The sequence below is a fragment of the Planococcus sp. CAU13 genome (assembly GCF_000775575.1).
Lineage (GTDB): Bacteria > Bacillota > Bacilli > Bacillales_A > Planococcaceae > Planococcus.
Genome location: NZ_JRGN01000243.1, coordinates 15,410 through 33,594 on the forward strand (window position 1 = coordinate 15,410; position 18,185 = coordinate 33,594).

At 47.2% G+C, this 18,185-nt stretch carries 20 protein-coding genes and 1 riboswitch; of the genes, 15 read left to right on the forward strand and 5 right to left on the reverse strand.

Annotated elements, in window-relative coordinates; genetic code table 11:
* Nucleotides 1-26: 26 nt before the first annotated feature.
* Nucleotides 27-803: a glucose 1-dehydrogenase gene (locus KW93_RS11600; RefSeq protein WP_033543183.1), complete on the forward strand. Its 777-nt coding sequence runs from the start codon at nt 27-29 to the stop codon at nt 801-803.
* A gap of 281 nt (nt 804-1,084) precedes the next feature.
* Entirely contained in the window at nt 1,085-2,449 is a 1,365-nt protein-coding gene (brnQ, locus tag KW93_RS11605; RefSeq protein ID WP_033543184.1) for a branched-chain amino acid transport system II carrier protein, read from the forward strand.
* A 64-nt stretch (nt 2,450-2,513) separates the two neighbouring features.
* On the opposite strand, the gene KW93_RS11610 is transcribed toward brnQ (KW93_RS11605), so the two are convergent.
* The 3 genes from KW93_RS11610 to KW93_RS11620 all read right to left on the reverse strand — a co-directional run bounded on the left by KW93_RS11610 (nt 2,514) and on the right by KW93_RS11620 (nt 4,331).
* Complete coding sequence (locus KW93_RS11610) at nt 2,514-3,170, reverse strand: GntR family transcriptional regulator (RefSeq protein ID WP_033543185.1); 657 nt, start codon at nt 3,168-3,170, stop codon at nt 2,514-2,516.
* Between the two features lie 106 nt (nt 3,171-3,276).
* Nucleotides 3,277-3,969: an LrgB family protein gene (locus tag KW93_RS11615; RefSeq protein WP_033543186.1), complete on the reverse strand. Its 693-nt coding sequence runs from the start codon at nt 3,967-3,969 to the stop codon at nt 3,277-3,279.
* Nucleotides 3,969-4,331 carry a CidA/LrgA family protein gene (locus tag KW93_RS11620; RefSeq protein ID WP_268809842.1) on the reverse strand — a complete coding sequence of 121 codons (363 nt, stop codon included), beginning with the start codon at nt 4,329-4,331 and terminating at the stop codon, nt 3,969-3,971. The genes KW93_RS11615 and KW93_RS11620 overlap by 1 nt, the downstream gene beginning before the upstream one ends.
* 167 nt (nt 4,332-4,498) lie before the next feature.
* Between KW93_RS11620 and KW93_RS11625 the strand changes: the two genes are divergently transcribed.
* The 13 genes from KW93_RS11625 to KW93_RS11685 all read left to right on the forward strand — a co-directional run bounded on the left by KW93_RS11625 (nt 4,499) and on the right by KW93_RS11685 (nt 16,736).
* Nucleotides 4,499-5,197, forward strand: a complete 699-nt coding sequence (locus tag KW93_RS11625) for an AIM24 family protein (protein WP_033543188.1) — start codon at nt 4,499-4,501, stop codon at nt 5,195-5,197.
* Nucleotides 5,198-5,276: 79 nt separating this feature from the next.
* Nucleotides 5,277-6,191 (forward strand): DUF2971 domain-containing protein, encoded by a 915-nt coding sequence (locus KW93_RS11630; RefSeq protein WP_052131584.1) that lies wholly within the window; start codon nt 5,277-5,279, stop codon nt 6,189-6,191.
* 227 nt (nt 6,192-6,418) lie between these two features.
* On the forward strand, nt 6,419-7,777 hold the full coding sequence (gene brnQ / locus KW93_RS11635) for a branched-chain amino acid transport system II carrier protein (protein WP_033543189.1): 1,359 nt from the start codon (nt 6,419-6,421) through the stop codon (nt 7,775-7,777).
* Nucleotides 7,778-7,848: 71 nt separating this feature from the next.
* Nucleotides 7,849-8,205 carry an STAS/SEC14 domain-containing protein gene (locus KW93_RS11640; protein WP_033543190.1) on the forward strand — a complete coding sequence of 119 codons (357 nt, stop codon included), beginning with the start codon at nt 7,849-7,851 and terminating at the stop codon, nt 8,203-8,205.
* A gap of 45 nt (nt 8,206-8,250) precedes the next feature.
* Entirely contained in the window at nt 8,251-8,607 is a 357-nt protein-coding gene (locus KW93_RS11645) for an STAS/SEC14 domain-containing protein (protein ID WP_033543191.1), read from the forward strand.
* 119 nt (nt 8,608-8,726) lie between these two features.
* Nucleotides 8,727-9,920: a class I SAM-dependent rRNA methyltransferase gene (locus KW93_RS11650; protein ID WP_033543192.1), complete on the forward strand. Its 1,194-nt coding sequence runs from the start codon at nt 8,727-8,729 to the stop codon at nt 9,918-9,920.
* A 151-nt stretch (nt 9,921-10,071) separates the two neighbouring features.
* Entirely contained in the window at nt 10,072-10,374 is a 303-nt protein-coding gene (locus KW93_RS11655) for a DUF3817 domain-containing protein (protein WP_268809843.1), read from the forward strand.
* Between the two features lie 105 nt (nt 10,375-10,479).
* Nucleotides 10,480-11,691: an MFS transporter gene (locus KW93_RS11660; protein ID WP_052131585.1), complete on the forward strand. Its 1,212-nt coding sequence runs from the start codon at nt 10,480-10,482 to the stop codon at nt 11,689-11,691.
* Nucleotides 11,692-11,713: 22 nt separating this feature from the next.
* Nucleotides 11,714-12,280: a GNAT family N-acetyltransferase gene (locus tag KW93_RS11665; RefSeq protein ID WP_033543193.1), complete on the forward strand. Its 567-nt coding sequence runs from the start codon at nt 11,714-11,716 to the stop codon at nt 12,278-12,280.
* 25 nt (nt 12,281-12,305) lie between these two features.
* Entirely contained in the window at nt 12,306-14,045 is a 1,740-nt protein-coding gene (locus KW93_RS11670; protein ID WP_033543194.1) for an ABC transporter ATP-binding protein, read from the forward strand.
* A 62-nt stretch (nt 14,046-14,107) separates the two neighbouring features.
* Complete coding sequence (locus KW93_RS11675; RefSeq protein ID WP_033543195.1) at nt 14,108-14,890, forward strand: MerR family transcriptional regulator; 783 nt, start codon at nt 14,108-14,110, stop codon at nt 14,888-14,890.
* 134 nt (nt 14,891-15,024) lie between these two features.
* Complete coding sequence (locus KW93_RS11680; RefSeq protein ID WP_052131586.1) at nt 15,025-15,780, forward strand: endonuclease/exonuclease/phosphatase family protein; 756 nt, start codon at nt 15,025-15,027, stop codon at nt 15,778-15,780.
* A gap of 122 nt (nt 15,781-15,902) precedes the next feature.
* On the forward strand, nt 15,903-16,736 hold the full coding sequence (locus KW93_RS11685; RefSeq protein WP_033543196.1) for an endonuclease/exonuclease/phosphatase family protein: 834 nt from the start codon (nt 15,903-15,905) through the stop codon (nt 16,734-16,736).
* 64 nt (nt 16,737-16,800) lie between these two features.
* On the opposite strand, the gene KW93_RS11690 is transcribed toward KW93_RS11685, so the two are convergent.
* Together KW93_RS11690 and queF are read right to left on the reverse strand one after the other, a co-directional pair.
* Nucleotides 16,801-17,430 (reverse strand): queuosine precursor transporter, encoded by a 630-nt coding sequence (locus KW93_RS11690; protein WP_033543197.1) that lies wholly within the window; start codon nt 17,428-17,430, stop codon nt 16,801-16,803.
* Between the two features lie 12 nt (nt 17,431-17,442).
* Complete coding sequence (gene queF / locus KW93_RS11695; protein WP_033543198.1) at nt 17,443-17,937, reverse strand: preQ(1) synthase; 495 nt, start codon at nt 17,935-17,937, stop codon at nt 17,443-17,445.
* Between the two features lie 93 nt (nt 17,938-18,030).
* Nucleotides 18,031-18,078: riboswitch (PreQ1 riboswitch) on the reverse strand.
* Nucleotides 18,079-18,185 lie beyond the last annotated feature (107 nt).

The window sequence follows — 18,185 nt, forward strand, 5'->3', positions numbered from 1 at the left end:
TCCATCATTGAAAAGGAGATGTTCAAATGTATCCGGATTTGGCAGGAAAAACGGCGATTGTGACAGGAGCTTCAAAAGGAATCGGCAAAGGAATTGCTGAGCGTTTCGGGAAAGAGAAAATGAATGTGGTCGTGGATTATTTGACGGATCCTGAAGGGGCGGAAGATACGAAGGCGGTCATTGAATCGAATGGAGGCAAAGCTGTTACTGTGAAAGCGGATGTTTCAGAAGAAGAGGGCATACGCGCATTGATGGAAACGGCATTACAGGAATTCGGTTCGCTGGATGTCCTGGTCAATAATGCCGGCTTCAGCGAAAGCGCCCCTTCGGAAAAGCTGACGCTGGAAAATTGGCAGCGGGTTCTGGACGTCAACCTGACCGGCGCTTTTATCGCGAGCCGTGAAGCGATCAACTACATGACGGAAAACGGCGTTAAAGGAAGCATCATCAATATAACGAGTGTCCACCAGACGATACCGAAAGTGGACAATGCGCATTATGCCGTGACAAAAGCGGGGCTTAAAATGCTGACGGAAACCCTGGCGCTGGAATATGCGGAACAAGGGATCCGCATCAACGCCATCGGCCCGGGGACGATCAACACACCGGCCAATCCGGTCCACGAACAGGATGAAGAAGGAAAACAAAAGACGCTGGCGAAAATTCCGATGAAAAAAATTGGAGAGCCGTCACAGATTGCGGCAGCGGCCGCCTGGCTCGCGTCATCCGAAGCGGATTACGTTACCGGGGCCACCCTGTTCGTTGATGGCGGCATGACGCTTTACCCTTCCCAATTGAACTAATAATCATTGAAAAAGCTGAAGAACGGGGGCATCCTGTTCATCAGCTTTTTCTATTGTTATTTCAATAAAATTACAACTAGTTACAAACTTCGTGCCTATTTTGTTCGAATAAACAGATTTGTATAAATAATTAGTAAAAAACGATTGATTTTTTTAAAAAACCATGTATTATTACATTATGCAATATATCGCATAATATATTCCAGGTCTCCTTATTATATTGAAAGTATATTAAAAGACCTCGAAACCATATATGCACAAAAGTAAAAGGAGGAAATGGAATGGACAGTAAATTATCGTTTAAATCGTACACAGTCGTTGGAATGATGCTCTTCGCATTATTTTTTGGAGCAGGTAACCTGATTTTCCCGGCGCAGCTGGGCCAATATGCAGGAACCGAAGTCGGCATTGCGATTCTCGGATTTTTAATAACAGGTGTGGGTTTACCGCTTCTTGGAATTTTGGCTATCGGTTATTCGAAAAGTAATGATCTGCAGGATCTGTCGAGCCGTGTCCATCCGATTTATGGAATCTTTTTCACTTCACTGCTCTATTTGACAATCGGGCCGTTCTTCGCACTTCCAAGAACCGGAGCCGTAGCGTATGAAGTAGGGATAGCTCCTTTCGTAAGTGAAGGTTCAATAGCAGCATTCCTGCTCATTTTCTCTATCGTCTTTTTTGCCATCGCATTGTTTATCTCATTGAATCCTTCTAAAATCGTCAACAGTATCGGCAGATTCCTGTCACCGGCAATTTTGGTGACGCTTGGAGTGTTGCTGGTTGCAGCTTTCTTCGCACCAATGGGTGAAGCGGGTGCTCCTCAGGGAGGCTACCTTGACAATGCATTCATGACCGGTTTCCTGGAAGGTTATAATACAATGGACGCGCTGGCTTCATTGGTATTCGGGATCATTGTCATAGCCGCCATCCGTAAAATGGGTGTGAATTCGGCGAAAGGCGTTCTTGGCGCTACACTGAAAAGCGGACTTGTTGCCGCCGCGTTATTGGCAATTGTTTACACAGGCATCGGGCTGCTTGGTTCGTCGAGCACGGGCACGCTGGGTCTGATGGAAACCGGAGGACCGGTTCTGAGCGGGGCTTCTGCGCATTACTTTGGCACATTCGGTGCGCTGTTGATCGCTGTGATCATCACGCTGGCGTGTCTGACAACTGCAATTGGCCTGATCGTGGCCAACTCGGAATATTTCCATAAACTGATCCCTGCGGTCAGCTACAAAACATTTGTCGTCATCTTCTCTGTTTTTTCATTGGTCGTAGCCAATGCAGGTTTGTCGAATATCATCACGTTCTCGATCCCTGTATTGATGTTCCTGTATCCATTGGCGATCGTATTGATTCTTCTGGCGTTCACATCGCCGCTGTTCAACCATGCCCGTGCAGTTTACGTGGCAACGATTACCGTAACATTCTTCATTGCCATCATTGACGGCCTGAAAACATTGACAGGCACACTGGGTGTGGCAAATCCGGCCTGGCTGCAGGGAATTATCGACACCTACAGCACAATTCTTCCATTGTACAATGAAGGGCTCGGCTGGTTATTGCCGGCGATTGTAACAATCGTCGTTACTGCCCTCGTTGTTCCAAACAGAAAAGCGGCAAGTGTGGAAGCTGTGAGAAACTGAAGAGAACATTGAAAAAAGCTGTTTTGGAGGCGAATGCTTCCGAAACAGCTTTTTCTATAGAACATTATTTTTTTGCATTCAATTCTTCAATTGAGCGGATCCAGTTATTTTTGGTTAAGTCCGAAATGCGTTCGACATCTTTTTCTTTGAACGCCTGAATAATTTGATCGTGTTCAAGCCGGGAAGCATCAGACAATTCCAGTCCGTGATGGAAGAATTGGCGTCTGACATGGGATTGCAGACGGCTGAGCATAATTGTGATATATGGGTTCTGGGCGGCTTCGATGATAATCCGATGAAATTCCTCATCGATTTTGAGCGCAGTGAAACTGTCATTTTCTTCGATGGCTTCAGCGAAACGCTTATTGGTTTCTTCCAGTCGTTCGATTTGTTCCTGATTGATATTGGGAACCGCCAATTCTCCAGCCAAAGCCTGGAGGACGGCAAGCGGCGGCAGTAAATGCTTGATGTCTTCTTTGTTGACGGGAGTAACGGTAGTAGCTTTTCCAGGAAACATTCGGACAAAACCTACCACTTCGAGCAGTTGAAGTGCTTCGCGTATGGGTGTTCTGCTCAAATTGAGAGCCTGAGCCAATTCGATATCGGTCAGCTTTTCCCCGGGCTGCAGCGTGCCGTCAATAATCCATTGTTCCAATTGGTGGTAAGCAGTTTCTTTGGCGTTCATGCGTACAGGTTTCGAATGGTTGATTGGGACTGGCATTATGGATCTTCCCTTTCTGAAACGAACGTTATTATCCATTATACCCCAATAGAGAAGAATAAGTAATGACTAATATGCAGTATATTACGCAATGTTCCGCCAAATTTTAAAGGAAGAATAGCCAGACAAGCACAGGTGCCAGAAATGAACCGAATACTGCACTCAATGACATTGCGACGGAACTGACTGAAGCTTCCCTGGGCCCGTATTCCAGCGCTTTCGCAGTGCCAATGCCATGAGCGGAAGCGCCAAAGCCCATGCCGAGGCCGATGGGTGTTTCAATGCGCAGCACTCTCAGAAAAGCAGGGCCGATAATGATGCCGCTAAATCCGGCGATCATAACAAACACTGCCGCTAGGGAAGGGATGCCGCCGATCTGCTCAGCTATTTCCATTGCAACGGGAGATGTGATTGATTTGGGCAGCAGGGACAAAACGAGTACCTCTGAAAAGCCGAATAACTTTGCGAGAGCGAAGCCGGTGAATAGGCCGATTGAAACGCCGACAAGTGTGCCGGTGAAGATCGGCACAAGGTTATCAAACAGAAGCTTCCGCTGTTTGTATAATGGAATTGCCAAAGCAACCACTGCCGGTCCCAGAATTCGGTCAATCCATTGGCCCCCGATCATGTATGTATCGTAAGGAGTTTCTGTAAGCAGCAGGAACAGGATGACGAGCAGGGTTGCCGTCAGCGCCGGCATTAAAATGGAATAATGGAATTTTATATAAAGAAGATTCATCCCAAAATAAGCGCCGGCTGTCAACGCGATGAAAAAGACGGCAAGTGTTAATGTTTCCATCAGCTGCGCTCCTTTCCTGCCTCAAAACGGCGGCTTAAATGCTGGCTGGTCAACGCGGCTCCTGCCATCGTCAATAAGGTGCTCAAAATAAGCACGACAACCAGGAAGGCCCCTTTGCCGGCGAAAACATCAAAGTAATCAATGACGCCGACAGTGGCAGGGATAAAGAACAGCGGCAGAAAAGACAACAGCAAGGCAGCTCCAGAATCCACCCATTCGAGGGGAACAATTTTCAAAAGCAATGCAATGAACATCAGCATTAAACCGAGGATGCTGCCCGGCAGCGGGATGCTGAATAATTCGCGCAGCAATTGGCCCAATATGAAAAACCCGTATAAAAAACTGATTTGTAGCAATAACACAAGCAGTTTCAGAATGGCCGCCCCTTTTCCTGATGGATGTATAACCTTAATAAGCTATTTTACCGCATTCCTTTTGAAAAGCGATAGAACGAAATGGAATTTGATTTCTTATTGAAACTTCCCTTCATTAAAACCGTATAGTAGGGAAAATGAATGGAGGAATTGGCATGAGCAATTATACAATCAGAGAATTTATTGAGAAGACGAGGCAGGATGAGCGTGAAAACGATTATTTCGAGCTGGAGACGGAACGGATACTGGAAGTGAACCTGGATGGGATGGTGTGGGCGAAGACCGGTTCAATGATTTCCTATACTGGACAGATTAAATTCGCGCGTGAAGGCGTCATGGAACACGGGCTAGGCACGATGTTCAAAAAGGCGCTGACGGGGGAAGGCACTTCCCTGATGAAAGCGAATGGACAGGGGCGCCTGTATTTGGCGGATCAAGGCAAGAAAATCACGATTTTCGAATTGAACAACGAAACCATTACGGTAAACGGCAATGACCTGCTCGCTTTCGAACCGGGAATTGAATGGGAAATCAAACTGATGCGTAAAGTTGCGGGCATGATGGCCGGCGGATTATTCAATGTAACGCTGAAAGGAAAAGGGCGGGTCGCCATCACTTCACATTATGAGCCGCTGACATTACTCGTCAAACCGGGGCAGCCCGTTATTACAGACCCGAATGCGACAGTTGCGTGGTCCGGCAATTTAACGCCAGAATTCCGCACAGATGTCAGCTTCCGTACGTTTATCGGACGCGGCAGCGGAGAATCGATTCAAATGGAATTCCAGGGAGACGGTTTTGTCATCGTTCAGCCTTTTGAAGAAGTTTACACGGTATCAAACGGATCTTCCTGAGCTGGTTTCCGTTTCGATGAATGGGGAATAGGATAAGAAAAAACATCGCATTTTCCGTTCAGAGAAGGGGGCTGCTTCCATGCTGCATACCGACAGATTACCCGCTGACCTGCATCGCTTTTTCATGACTGCGTTTAGAAAGTGGATTCAAAACGAAAACAGTCCCGATGATGTTTTATACCATTACACAAGCCTTACCAGCTTAATGGGCATGGTGGAGAGCCGGAAAATCTGGATGAGCAAAGCCGATTTCCTCAACGATTCGAGCGAAATGATTTACTTTGCGGATATTTTAAGGAATTCGATTGTCAACATGAAAGCGGAAAACAGGAATGAGTCGTGGCAGCGGTATATTTGGCAATTTGAAAAAAGCATGTATACCTTCCTGAGGGATATCAGGGAAGACGGACTGGAAGTCTATGTGTTTTCTTTGTCTCACAATAAAGACTCGCTGGCTCTTTGGTATAATTATGCTCAAGGTGACGGCTATAATCTCGGTTTTAAGACAGAAAATCTTCTGAAAAAAGATGATGGAATTGCAGATTTCTTCAATATAATACATGGATATGTCCTGTACAGGGAAGAAGACCAGGAGAAGTTCCTGAACGAGTGTCTGCGCTCGGCCTATGAATGGATTGCAGAACAGCCGGAACAGCAAAGCGAAGGAGCCATCCAGGGTTATTTTGAAATACTGCTTACGGCATGCGCCACATTTTTTAAAAATCCAGCCTTCAAAAGTGAAGAGGAATACCGGCTGGCCGCCATTACCGGCAATGACAGGCAGCAAAAAGTGGAGTTCCGGGCGCGCCATGGCATCATCATTCCGTTCATCGCTGTGGATCTCGGGGAAACATTGCCGATTTCCGAAGTGACGATCGGTCCGAAAAATAATATTGATGTTGCCCAAAAAGGGATGGAATATTACTTAAAAAGCAAAGGCTTTGATTTGAAGAAAGTGAAAGTAAGCAAATCGATTGCTGCCTTGCGGTATTGAAGAAAGCTGGAGGAAAAGCTGGAATTTCTCCAGCTTTTTACATGTCATCAATATTCTGTAAATTCAGAATCGATTCACATGAGTGTGCGGCAGATTTATCATAAAATACTGTTTTTCTCAGTTGCTTTTTGCTTTAAGTGTTGTAAGATGGCTAATGTAACACATCGAATTGAGCAATTTCAGAATTGTTGCATTCTAAATGCCTTATATCCTCAGGAGGAACCCGGATGGATACAAATTTAAACTTAAAATCATATCTGATTATCGGCATGATGCTGTTTGCCTTATTTTTTGGTGCCGGAAACCTCATTTTCCCAGCGCAACTGGGCCAATATGCCGGAACGGAAGTCGGCATTGCCATTCTCGGTTTTCTGGTTACCGGTGTGGGTTTGCCGCTGCTCGGAATATTGGCTCTTGGATTTTCAAAAAGCAATGATTTGCGCGATCTCTCAAGCAGGGTCCACCCGCTGTACGGGCTGATTTTTACCTCCCTGCTGTATTTGACGATCGGGCCTTTTTTCGCTTTGCCGCGGACAGGGGCCGTCGCTTATGAAATCGGCATAGCTCCATTTGTCGCGGAAAGTTCTGGAACAGCCGCATTGCTCATTTTCTCCATTATCTTTTTTGCTATTGCTTTGGTGCTGTCACTGAACCCTTTGGAAATCGTCAATAAAATCGGTAAATTTCTTTCCCCGGCGATTCTGGTGACGCTGGCGGTTTTGCTGATGGCAGCTGTGTTCATGCCGATGGGGGCAATTGGAATACCTCAGGACAATTACAGGGACAGCCCTTTTCTGACCGGATTCCTTGAAGGCTATAATACGATGGATGCGCTGGCTTCCCTGGTTTTTGGGATTATCGTCATCGCTTCCATACACAAGCTCGGCGTGAAATCGGCTAAAGGGGTGCTGGAGGCAACTCTGAAAAGTGGTGTGATTGCGGCTGCCTTATTGGCAATCGCCTACACTGGCATCGCTTATCTCGGAGCTGCGAGCACCGGTACGCTCGGATATCTTGACACCGGCGGTCCGGTTTTGAGCGGTGCGGCTGCCCATTATTTCGGCACGTTCGGCACATTATTGCTCGCAGTCATCATCACCCTTGCCTGCCTCACGACGGCAGTTGGCCTGATTGTGGCGAATGCGGGATTTTTCAATAAGCTCATGCCGATGATCAACTATAAAATTTATGTCGTGATTTTTTCTGTCTTTTCATTGATTGTCGCGAATGCGGGACTTGCGAATATCATCGCCTTTTCCATTCCGGTGCTTCTGTTTTTATATCCTTTGGCAATCGTGCTCATCATGCTCGCGTTCCTGTCTCCACTTTTCAGGCACCGCAGATTCGTTTATGCGTCCGCCATTATTGTCACTTTTTTCATCGCCATCATCGATGGAATGAAAGCCCTTACGACGTCCATTAACGCAGAGAATCCCGGCTGGCTTCAGGCAATCACCGATTTTTATGCTGCTGTTCTTCCTTTATACAACGAAGGTCTCGGATGGCTGATGCCTGCTTTGGCAACTATTGTCATAACCGGCTTCATCGCGCGCTTCAGCAGCGGAAAAGGGACTGTATCCGCCTGAAGGCAAGGCTGTTTGAGCCTCGGATAAAAGGGAATAGGATAATACGTAAATTTTTAGGAAGGGGCGGAAAAATGCTGACTTTGGTGCCGAGTAAAGACATGGAAACAATAGCTGTTGAAATTGAAGGCCATGTAACAGAAGATGACTTAATGAAACTAGATAAAGTTATACAGGAAAAGTTTTCAGAAAAAGGGAAATTCAACCTTTATGCGATTCTCTATTATTTTGAAGGTGCTTCTTTTAAAGCTTTGCTCGAGGAGATGAAGATTGATGTGAAACGCTGGAGCCAATACAATAAATTGGCGGTGATCAGCAATGATGAAAAAGTCGAGAAACTGGTCGAAACCACTGATTACCTGCCATCCATCAAAACAAAGCACTTTGATATCACTGAGATGGAGGCTGCGTGGGAATGGATCAGGACCTGAAAAAATGAATAAGGAAATAACAAATAATATAAAGGAGGAAAAAGCATGTTATCTTTTGTACAAAGTAAAGATGACAACACGATAGCCTTCGAATTTACAGGGAAGCCGGTTAAAGAAGACGCAGACAAACTTGAAAATGCAATTAAAGAAAAATTTGGTGATGACGGCAAATTCAATGTTCTTATTATTGCAAAGGATGTTGAAATGCCAACAATGACAGGAATGTGGGAAAGAATCAAGGTACAGACGAAACATATGGGACAAATTCAAAAAGCGGCATTGGTAAGCGAAAGAGAATGGGTAGAAATAGCAGAGAGCATGCACAAATTGGTTCCTGGAATGAAAACCGAACATTTTTCACCAAATCAAATAGATGAGGCGTGGAAGTGGATTCAAAGTTAAGAAAAGGCGTTTTGCAGTGATGCAAAACGCCTTTTTTATGTGGAAAAAGTGTATTGGCATTGGCAATGTATTACACTGATTAAAGGAAAACAGGTTTTTACAGATAGGATGAGGTTGATATGAAAAAGGAACTGACAGTCAAACTGAATGACAAATTTAAAACCGACATTGCGGCAGGCTATCCGCTTCTTACGAAAGAATCACTGGAAGACGCCGGTCAGGTGACAGAAGAAGGTACAATCCTGAAGCTGACAGACAGACAAGGGAAGTTTATCGCGAAAGGCTATTACGGCAATCAAAACAAAGGCATCGGCTGGGTATTGACACGTGATGAAACTGAAGAGATTAACCAGGCGTTTTTCGAGCGCAGGCTTACCGCTGCGCTGCGTCATCGCCATGACATGTTCAATGATCCGGAAACGACAGCGTTCAGGCTGTTCAATGGGGAAGGTGACGGCATCGGCGGTGTAATCATAGATTATTATGATGGGTTTGTTCTGATCAGCTGGTACAGTGAGGGCGTCTATACGTTCAAGGAACCCCTTGTGGCCGCGCTTCAAAATATTGCTGAGTTCAAAGGGATTTATGAGAAAAAACGCTTCGATACAAAAGGACAATACATCGAAGACGATGATTTTGTGGCCGGTGAACGCGGAGAGTTTCCGTTGATCGTCAAAGAAAATGGCGTCAATTACGCCGTCTATCTGAATGACGGGGCGATGACAGGCATTTTCCTGGACCAGCGTGAAGTCCGGCTGGCCATCAAAGAAAAATACGCGGACGGAAAAACGGTACTGAACACGTTTTCGTATACAGGGGCTTTCTCTGTAGCTGCGGCAATGGGCGGAGCAGAGAAGACAACAAGCGTCGATCTGGCCAAAAGAAGTTCTGCAAAGACGATTGAGCAATTCAGTGTCAACGCCATCGATTACGAAAGCCAGGATATTCTTGTCATGGACGTTTTCAACTACTTTAAATACGCGGCGCGCAAAGAACTGAAATTCGATTTGGTGATCCTGGATCCGCCAAGTTTCGCACGTTCGAAGAAATATACATTCAGCACATCAAAGGATTATACGAATCTGATGAAACAGGCAATCGCCATTACTGAAAACAAAGGCGTAATTGTGACCTCGACCAACAGCGCGTCTTTTGGAATGAAAAAGTTTAAAGGGTTTATTGACAAGGCGTTTAAAGACCTTGGGAAGAAATACAGCATTGTGGAAGAATTTACGCTGCCGTCCGATTTTCGGGTGGATCCGAAATTTGCAGAAGGTGATTATCTGAAGGTTCTGTTCGTGAAGCTGGGTTGATGACCGCTGTATCACTCACGCAACAGAAGGCAAATGTGGCGAAATATTGGAAGGCAGCTGGCTTTTATGGGAATTTTTCAGGCCGCCCGCTTGTCGTTTTCAGAGCGTCTCCACTATACTGATGTATAGAATGAGTAAGGAGTAGAAGACTTTGAAAAATGCATTGAATCAATTTCGTTTTATGGGACTGGTGGAAGGCGGCTCATTGCTGCTTCTTCTGTTTATCGCGATGCCGCTGAAATACTTTTTTGACATGCCGGAAGTGGTCAGTGTCGTCGGCGCGCTTCATGGCGGCCTGTTTACGGTTTATGTATTGATGACGATATACGCCACTTTTGCAGTGAAATGGCCCTACCGGTTTACGTTTGCCGCGATAGCGGTGGCGTTCATCCCGTTCGGCAATTTTGTCTTGGACAAAAGGCTTGAAAACTGGCAGCGATTGAAAACAGCTTGAGGCACCTGGGGAAAGAGTCCCCGGGTGTCTTTTTGCTTGCCGCCTGATTTATAATAGAAGCATCAGTGTTTTATACATAAATATTTTCCAATTGGAGGACCTGCAATGGCGAACGCAATAAAGACATCAATGGCGGGGAACCCGGTTTATCCGGTCATGTTTGCAATCGGCGCATGCCATTTGCTGAATGATTCCCTGCAGGCGGTCATCCCGGCCATGTTTCCGATACTTGAGGAGAGCATGGGATTGACCTTTACACAGCTCGGCCTGATCGCTTTTGCGTTAAATATGGTGGCGTCTGTCCTGCAGCCGGTCGTCGGCTATATCAGTGACAAAAAACCCATGCCCTATGCGTTGCCGATTGGTATGACGAGCTCATTCCTCGGTATCGCAGGGCTTGCTTTTGCACCGGAATACTGGATGATTGTCGTTTCCGTCATTTTTCTTGGTTTCGGTTCGGCGGTGTTCCATCCGGAAGGCTCGCGCGTTTCCTATATGGCGGCCGGTTCGAAAAGAGGCCTGTCCCAGTCCATCTACCAGGTAGGCGGCAACTCAGGCCAGGCGCTGGCGCCGCTGATCAGTGCCTTCATCCTCGTGCCGCTTGGACAGACAGGAGCGGCGCTGTTCCTGTTCGTCGCGGCTCTCGGCATTTTCATCCTGTCCAGAATCTCGAAATGGTACAAAGAGCAATTGGAACAGGAAAAGCTGCAGAAAGTGAAGAAAGTGCTCTTGTCCTCACTGCCGGAAATGACGAAAAGACAAGTCGGCATGGCGTTGACGTTATTATTGATCATCATCTTTGCGCGTTCTTTCTACGTGACGAATATCACCAGCTTCTACATATTCCATCTCATGGAAGCTTATGGTCTGACGATCCAGCAGGGCCAGCTTTACATCTTCCTGTTTCTCGGGCTGGGCGCGGCGGGTACGTTCTTCGGCGGACCGCTGGCGGATAAAATCGGACGCAAGAATGTTATTGTGCTGTCGCTCCTTGTGCCGATTCCACTGGCTTTGATGCTTCCGTACGTACCGTTGTTCGCGGTTCTGGTATTGCTCAGCCTGATCGGTTTTTTCATCATGCTGAGTTTTTCCGTGACCGTCGTGTATGCACAAGAGCTGGTGCCGAGCAAAATTGGGACGATGGCGGGCCTGACAGTCGGTTTGGCATTCGGCATGGGGGCAATTGGCGGTGTCGTCATCGGTATCCTGATGGATTCCATTGGTGTCTATGAGACGATGGTCGTCGTTTCGTTCCTGCCGCTTCTTGGGCTGGTCGGAATGGCTTTGCCGAAAGACCGCAAAATCAAAGCAGCTTAAATTTGAGGGGGATGCAATAAAGATGAAGATAAAAGGTGAGTTGCCGGAAGTGCCGGTGGAATTTTTTACAGAGCGCCTGAAGCTGCGCATGCCAAAACCGGGAGACGGAAAGGCTGTCAACGCAGCGATTAAAGCTTCAATGGACGAATTAAAGCCGTGGCTCGGTTTCGTGCAAAATGATCCGTCCCCACAGGATACAGAAATCAACACGCTTGAATCCCATATCCTGTTTTTGAAACGCGAAAATCTCCGCTATCTTATTTTTGATATAGAGACAGGTGAATTTATTGGCACAACAGGGTTTCACGACATTGAATGGGACATTCCGAAAATGGAAATCGGCTATTGGATCAGCACCCCACACAGCGGCAAAGGATATATGACGGAAGCCGTGAACGCTTTGACGGAATTGGCTTTGACGGAATTCGGCTGCAGGCGGGTTGAAATCCGCTGTGATGCGGAAAATATGAAAAGCCGTGCGGTGCCGGAAAAATTGGGATATGTGCTGGAAGGTGTTTTACATAACGACGAGCTGTCGGTTGACGGCAAAAGACTGACGGATACTGCAATATACGCAAAATGCCAATAAAGAATCACGACGGGAGTTTAAAATAATGGAGAAACAAGAGGAAAAAATCGGTATCAAGCCGTTCATTTCCCTGATATTGTCATTGAAGATTCCAAAAGCTGCATTGATTTTCGGCTTGCTTGCAAGTCTGGTTACGACGCTAGTCGGTCTTGTTGTACCGCTGCTGACACGAAATCTGGTGGACGGATTTTCTTTAGACTCGCTGAGTGCACCGCTGATCATCGGCATCGTCGCTGCATTTATCCTGCAGGCGGTCATCAACGGGATTTCCATTTATCTGCTGAGCAAAGTGGGCCAGCGGATTGTAGCGGGGCTCCGCGATAAGATGTGGATCCGCCTGATCCGTCTGCGTGTCGGTTATTTTGATCAGCACCCAAGCGGTGAGACGGTCAGCCGCGTCATCAGCGATACCGGCGTTGTGCGAAACCTGATTACGGACCATTTCCCGAACTTTATTACCGGCATCGTTTCCATTATAGGTGCGGTGACGATTTTACTGATACTCGACTGGAAAATGACGCTGATCATGCTGCTTGCGGTGCCGGTTACGGTGCTGATCATGATTCCGCTCGGCCGGCGCATGGCCAAAATTTCACGGACGCTGCAGGATGAGACCGCTGAATTTTCAGGGCATGTCCAGCAGACCATCAGTGAAATCCGTCTGATGAAATCTTCCACCGCTGAAGCGGTGGAAGAACAAAAAGGCCTGAACGGCATCCAGCGCCTATTCAGGACGGGCATGAGGGAAGCGAAAATTTATGCAATCATTGCGCCGCTGATGTACGTGGTCATGATGGCGGTCATTGTGACGATCATCGGCTACGGCGGGATACGGGTAGCAGAAGGCACCATGACAACAGGATCCCTAGTGGCATTTCTACTGTATTTATTCCAGATCATCATGCCGGTCACGACGTTCGCGATGTTCTTCACGGAACTTCAGAAAGCGAAAGGAGCGACCGAACGGATCATCGGCATTTTGGATTTGCCCCTTGAAGAAGGGCAGCAAGGAAAAGAAGTGGATATTGCCGGCAAAGCGCTGCGCGTTTCCGGCGTGACATTTTCCTACGAAACCGGTGAACCGGTGCTGCAGGATGTCAGTTTTGAAGCGCAGCCGGGTGAAATGATTGCGTTCGCGGGTCCGAGCGGCGGAGGGAAAACCACTGTGTTCGGTTTGCTTGAACGCTTTTATGAACCGCAGAAAGGTGAAATTCTGATCGGCGATGTGCCGATCCGGGAGCTTTCCATCAATTCCTGGCGCGATCAGATCGGCTATGTGTCGCAGGAATCGGCGATGATGGGCGGAACGATCCGCGCCAATCTGACTTACGGTTTGCCGGACGCAGAAGAGATAACGGATGAGGAGTTATGGAATGTCGCACGCATGGCGTATGCCGAAGACTTCATCAAAGAATTTCCGGACGGGCTCGATACGCAGGTGGGTGAGCGCGGAGTCAAACTGTCCGGCGGGCAAAGGCAGCGCATCGCGATAGCGCGCGCATTCCTGCGCGATCCGAAAATCCTCATGATGGACGAAGCGACGGCAAGTCTTGACAGCCAGTCGGAAGGTATCGTCCAGCAGGCGCTGAGCCGTCTGATGGAAGGGCGCACGACGCTTGTCATCGCTCACCGTCTATCGACAATTGTCGATGCCGACAAAATCATCTTTATTGAAAAAGGCCGTGTGACCGGAATGGGTACACACAGCGAATTGACCGGATCCCACTCGCTTTACCGTGAATTTGCCGAACAGCAATTAACGTAGATTTTATGCTTGACCTTGACGTTGCGTAAAGGTGTAACGTGTACTCATCAGGAGGTGAAGAGATGGAATATACCGTTCAGAAGCTGGCGCAATTGGCGGGAGTCAGTACGAGGACACTGCGCTATTACGACGAAATCGGTTTATTGGAACCGGCCAGGAAAAATTCGGCGGGCTACCGGATATACGGCGGAAAAGAAATCGATAAGCTGCAGCAGATTCTTTTCTACCGCGAACTCGGACTTGATTTGGACAATATCAAGAACATCGTCAATGATCCTGCTTTCGACGGTCCGGCGGCACTCCGTTCACACCGCAAAAAGCTCCTCGAAAGACGCCGGCAGCTGGACCTCCTGATCAATAATGTGGAAACCACCATTTCCGCAGCAGAAGGAGAGAGTAAAATGGCTGACAATGAAAAATTCGAAGGCTTCAAGCAGAAACTGATCGATGACAATGAGCAGCACTACGGCAAAGAAATCCGTGAGAAATACGGCGACGACACAGTAGACAAGTCGAACGCGAAAATGCTCAATATGAGCAGTGAGAAATACGAAGAGTTCCGCCGCCTCGAGCAGGAAGTGCGGGACACGCTGGCTGAAGCCTGTGAGATGGGGGATCCGGCAGGTGAACTGGGCCAGAAAACAGCTGCGCTTCATAAGGAGTGGCTGAGTTTCACCTGGCCTGCATACAGCAAAGAAGCACACGCAGGTCTCGCGCAGATGTATGTCGATGATGAGCGCTTTGCGGCTTATTATGACAAGGCATGTGCAGGAGCGGCACAGTTTTTGCGGGATGCAATCGTGATTTACACGGCTGTTGAGCCAGATAGTGTGTATGGAAAATGAATTAGATTATAGAGTGTGGCCGCGAATTTTGATTCGCGGCTTTTTTACGGGGCTAATTGCTCATTAAATAGAGTTCCACAATTAGTTTCATATCATGCTGACGGGGAAAAACTGTGGGAAAGGAGGTGTTTCCGATGACTGCTGCTCTAATCCCAATCAGCTTTATGAGTTTTAATATCTCTTCGGGGCAGACGGTGGATGGCCGTCTCGACTTAGAGCTGACAGCTTCGGCAATTGAAAAAGGAAGCGTGGACATCGTCGGCCTTCAGGAAGTGGACCAGAACTTTTCAGAACGCACCAATTTCTTTGACCAGGTCAAATGGCTGGAGAACCGGCTTGGCATGGACGCTGCATTCGGACCGAATCTCACCGGGCATCCGGGCACTGCTGACTGGCCGCTGCAGGCATACGGCAACGCCATATTGAGCCGCTATCCGATCAAAAGTTATCGGAATCATTTATTTGAGAACGTGGGTCCGGAAAAAGAAAGTGAGCAAAGAGGGCTGCTGGAGGCCTTCATTGAAATAAGAGGCACGACTATTGTATTTTTTACTACGCACCTATCTTTGAGAAAGGAGCAGCTGGAGCGCAACATCGAACAAATGATGGAAATAATCCGGAAAACCGATTACCCTGCTGTTTTGACCGGCGATTTTAACACTGGACCAGACAGCCCACTGGTTAAAAAGGTGGAAAAAGAACTGGATAATGTCTTCGGCTCAGCCGCTTCGCACCCCGCAACATATAAAAAGCAAGGCGAGCACGGCCAGAAAATCGATTATGTCTTCTGCAGCAGGCATTGGGACGTGCTGCATGCCGAAATCATCGCAACACAAGCCTCCGATCACCGCCCAATCCTTTCCGTTCTTCAGCTTAAACCCCAGGATTAATAATTCTTTACAAACCTTTACACGGCTGATACAGTATATTCTTCGATTCCTTGCTATACTGAAATCAAATTTAACACTAACATTTAAATAAAGCTTGCCCATAGAAAAGGAGAGCGCAGATTATGAAAAACAGGAAACTGCCGATCATAAAAGTCATGTCGTTCAACATTGCCCATGGATTAGGAATGGATGGAATTACAGACCTTGAAAGAACGGCGGCTGTTATAGAAGATTCCCGCGCAGACATCATTGGACTGCAGGAAGTCGATCGTTTCTTTGGCGAACGGAGCTCTTTTATGGATCAGGTGGAGTGGCTGGGGCAACGCCTTGGCTTGCATACTGCTTACGGGGCGAATCTGGACTTTGCATCAGCCGATGCGGGTAAGCCGAATCAGCAGTACGGCAACGCAATTTTAAGTAAATACCCTATCACATACAGCCGGAACCATCATATGACGCCGGTGAAACAATGGTACGGCAATGACGAGCAGCGCGGTGTCCTGGAAGCTGTCATTGAAATCGATAATATGGCTGTCACCGTATTTAACGCCCATCTTTCATTGAAAGACGAAGAACTGAAACTGAGTGTCGACGAAATTTTGGCCCTGACGGAGAGGAGTGAATTCCCCTGCATCGTCATGGGAGATTTCAATGCTCCGCCGTTCTATGCACCAATTCGTAAGATGACACGGCATTTTACAGATGCTTTTCTTAAAATGAAAAATGGCGATGCATATACGTATCCGTCCACTTATTCATACAGCAAGACCGGCGTCGATTTGAAGCCTGTCACGCGCATCGATTATATTTTCTTAAGCCCGGAACTGGAAGTCGTGCAAACGGCGGCAATTCCCACTGATGTATCCGATCATTTGCCGATTGTGGCCGAAGTGGTATTGGCAAGAACAAATCAGATTTTGCCAAGCCAGAAAAAACCTTCAAAAGCGAAAGTTTAGGAATCATCCCTATTTATACGGAATATACAAAAAGGAGAGCCACTGCGGCTCTCCTTTTTGTAAATCAGCTATAAACTGCGCGGCCAGTTGCCTGTTCACGGCGGCAAATTTTGACGAGCAGATAGACAAGCGGTGTATCCGTCGCTGCCACTATCAATTTAAAGAGGTACTGTGTGAAGATCATTGCAATCAATGCGCCAGTCGGCATTGTTCCCGCAAAAGCGATGGTGATGAAAAGAGTCGTGTCAACAAGCTGGCTTGTCATGGTAGAAGCGTTATTGCGAACCCACAATTTGGATTCGCCGTGACGTTCTTTTAATTTGTGGAATATCGTGACGTCCAGATTCTGGCTGATGAAATAGGAAATCAGGCTTGCGAGTGTTACGCGGAAACCAGCAGAAAAGATGGATTCAAAAGAAGCCTGGTCGCCGAAAAATGGAGCCGCCGGCAAATGGATGGCGAAAAAGATGAATGCCAGAGCCGCGAGCTGGGTGATGAAGCCGGCAAAAACCGTTTTGCGGGCTGCTTCCTTGCCGTACACTTCAGCGATTGTATCCGTAATTGGGAATGTAAAAACATAGACGATGACGGCTGCCGGAAGCACGAGCCATTCATTGATGCTGAATAATTTTACCGCCAGGATGTTGGAGAGTATCAATAAGCCGACAAATGCGCCGTTCAAGTAAAGTAACATGGTCGGGTCCCCTTATCGGTTGGTGATCGTTTCGGGATTCATGTCATGATTCATCATCCGGTACGATGCCATTTCCTCGTATTTTGTTCCAGGTCTGCCGTAATTCGTATAGGGGTCGATCGACAAGCCGCCGCGCGGAGTGAATTTGCCCCATACTTCGATATAACGGGGATCCAGCAAATCGATTAAATCATTCATGATGATGTTGACGACATCTTCGTGGAAATCGCCATGGTTGCGGAAACTGAAGAAATACAGTTTCAGTGATTTGCTTTCAACCAGTTTTTTATCCGGAATAAAGCTCAGATAAATCGTCGCAAAATCCGGCTGGCCTGTCTGCGGGCACAGTGATGTGAATTCCGGGTTATTGAATTTCACGAAATAATCACGCGTATGCATATTGTCGATCGCTTCCAAAACTTCCGGGGCGTATTCGTATTTATACCTGGTTTCCTGATTTCCAAGTAATGTCAAATGATCCAATGTATCTTCGTTTCTTCCTGCCATTATAAAAAGCCTCCTCGAATTGGGCTTCGGAAGAGGCTATAAAAAACGGACAAAAGAAAAAGCCAAATCGCATGTGGATTTGGCTGAGTTTCAAAATCCATAGTTTTTTATAGAGGGTGAAATGCTATGAACCTCTCCCGTCACCGGGTTATTTAATTTCCTTACTCATCTTATAAGAACCGGAGTTCGCTGTCAATGCCTCTTCACTGTTCAGACTCCAGCGCCCAACTCTTCGGGTCATAAGTCAA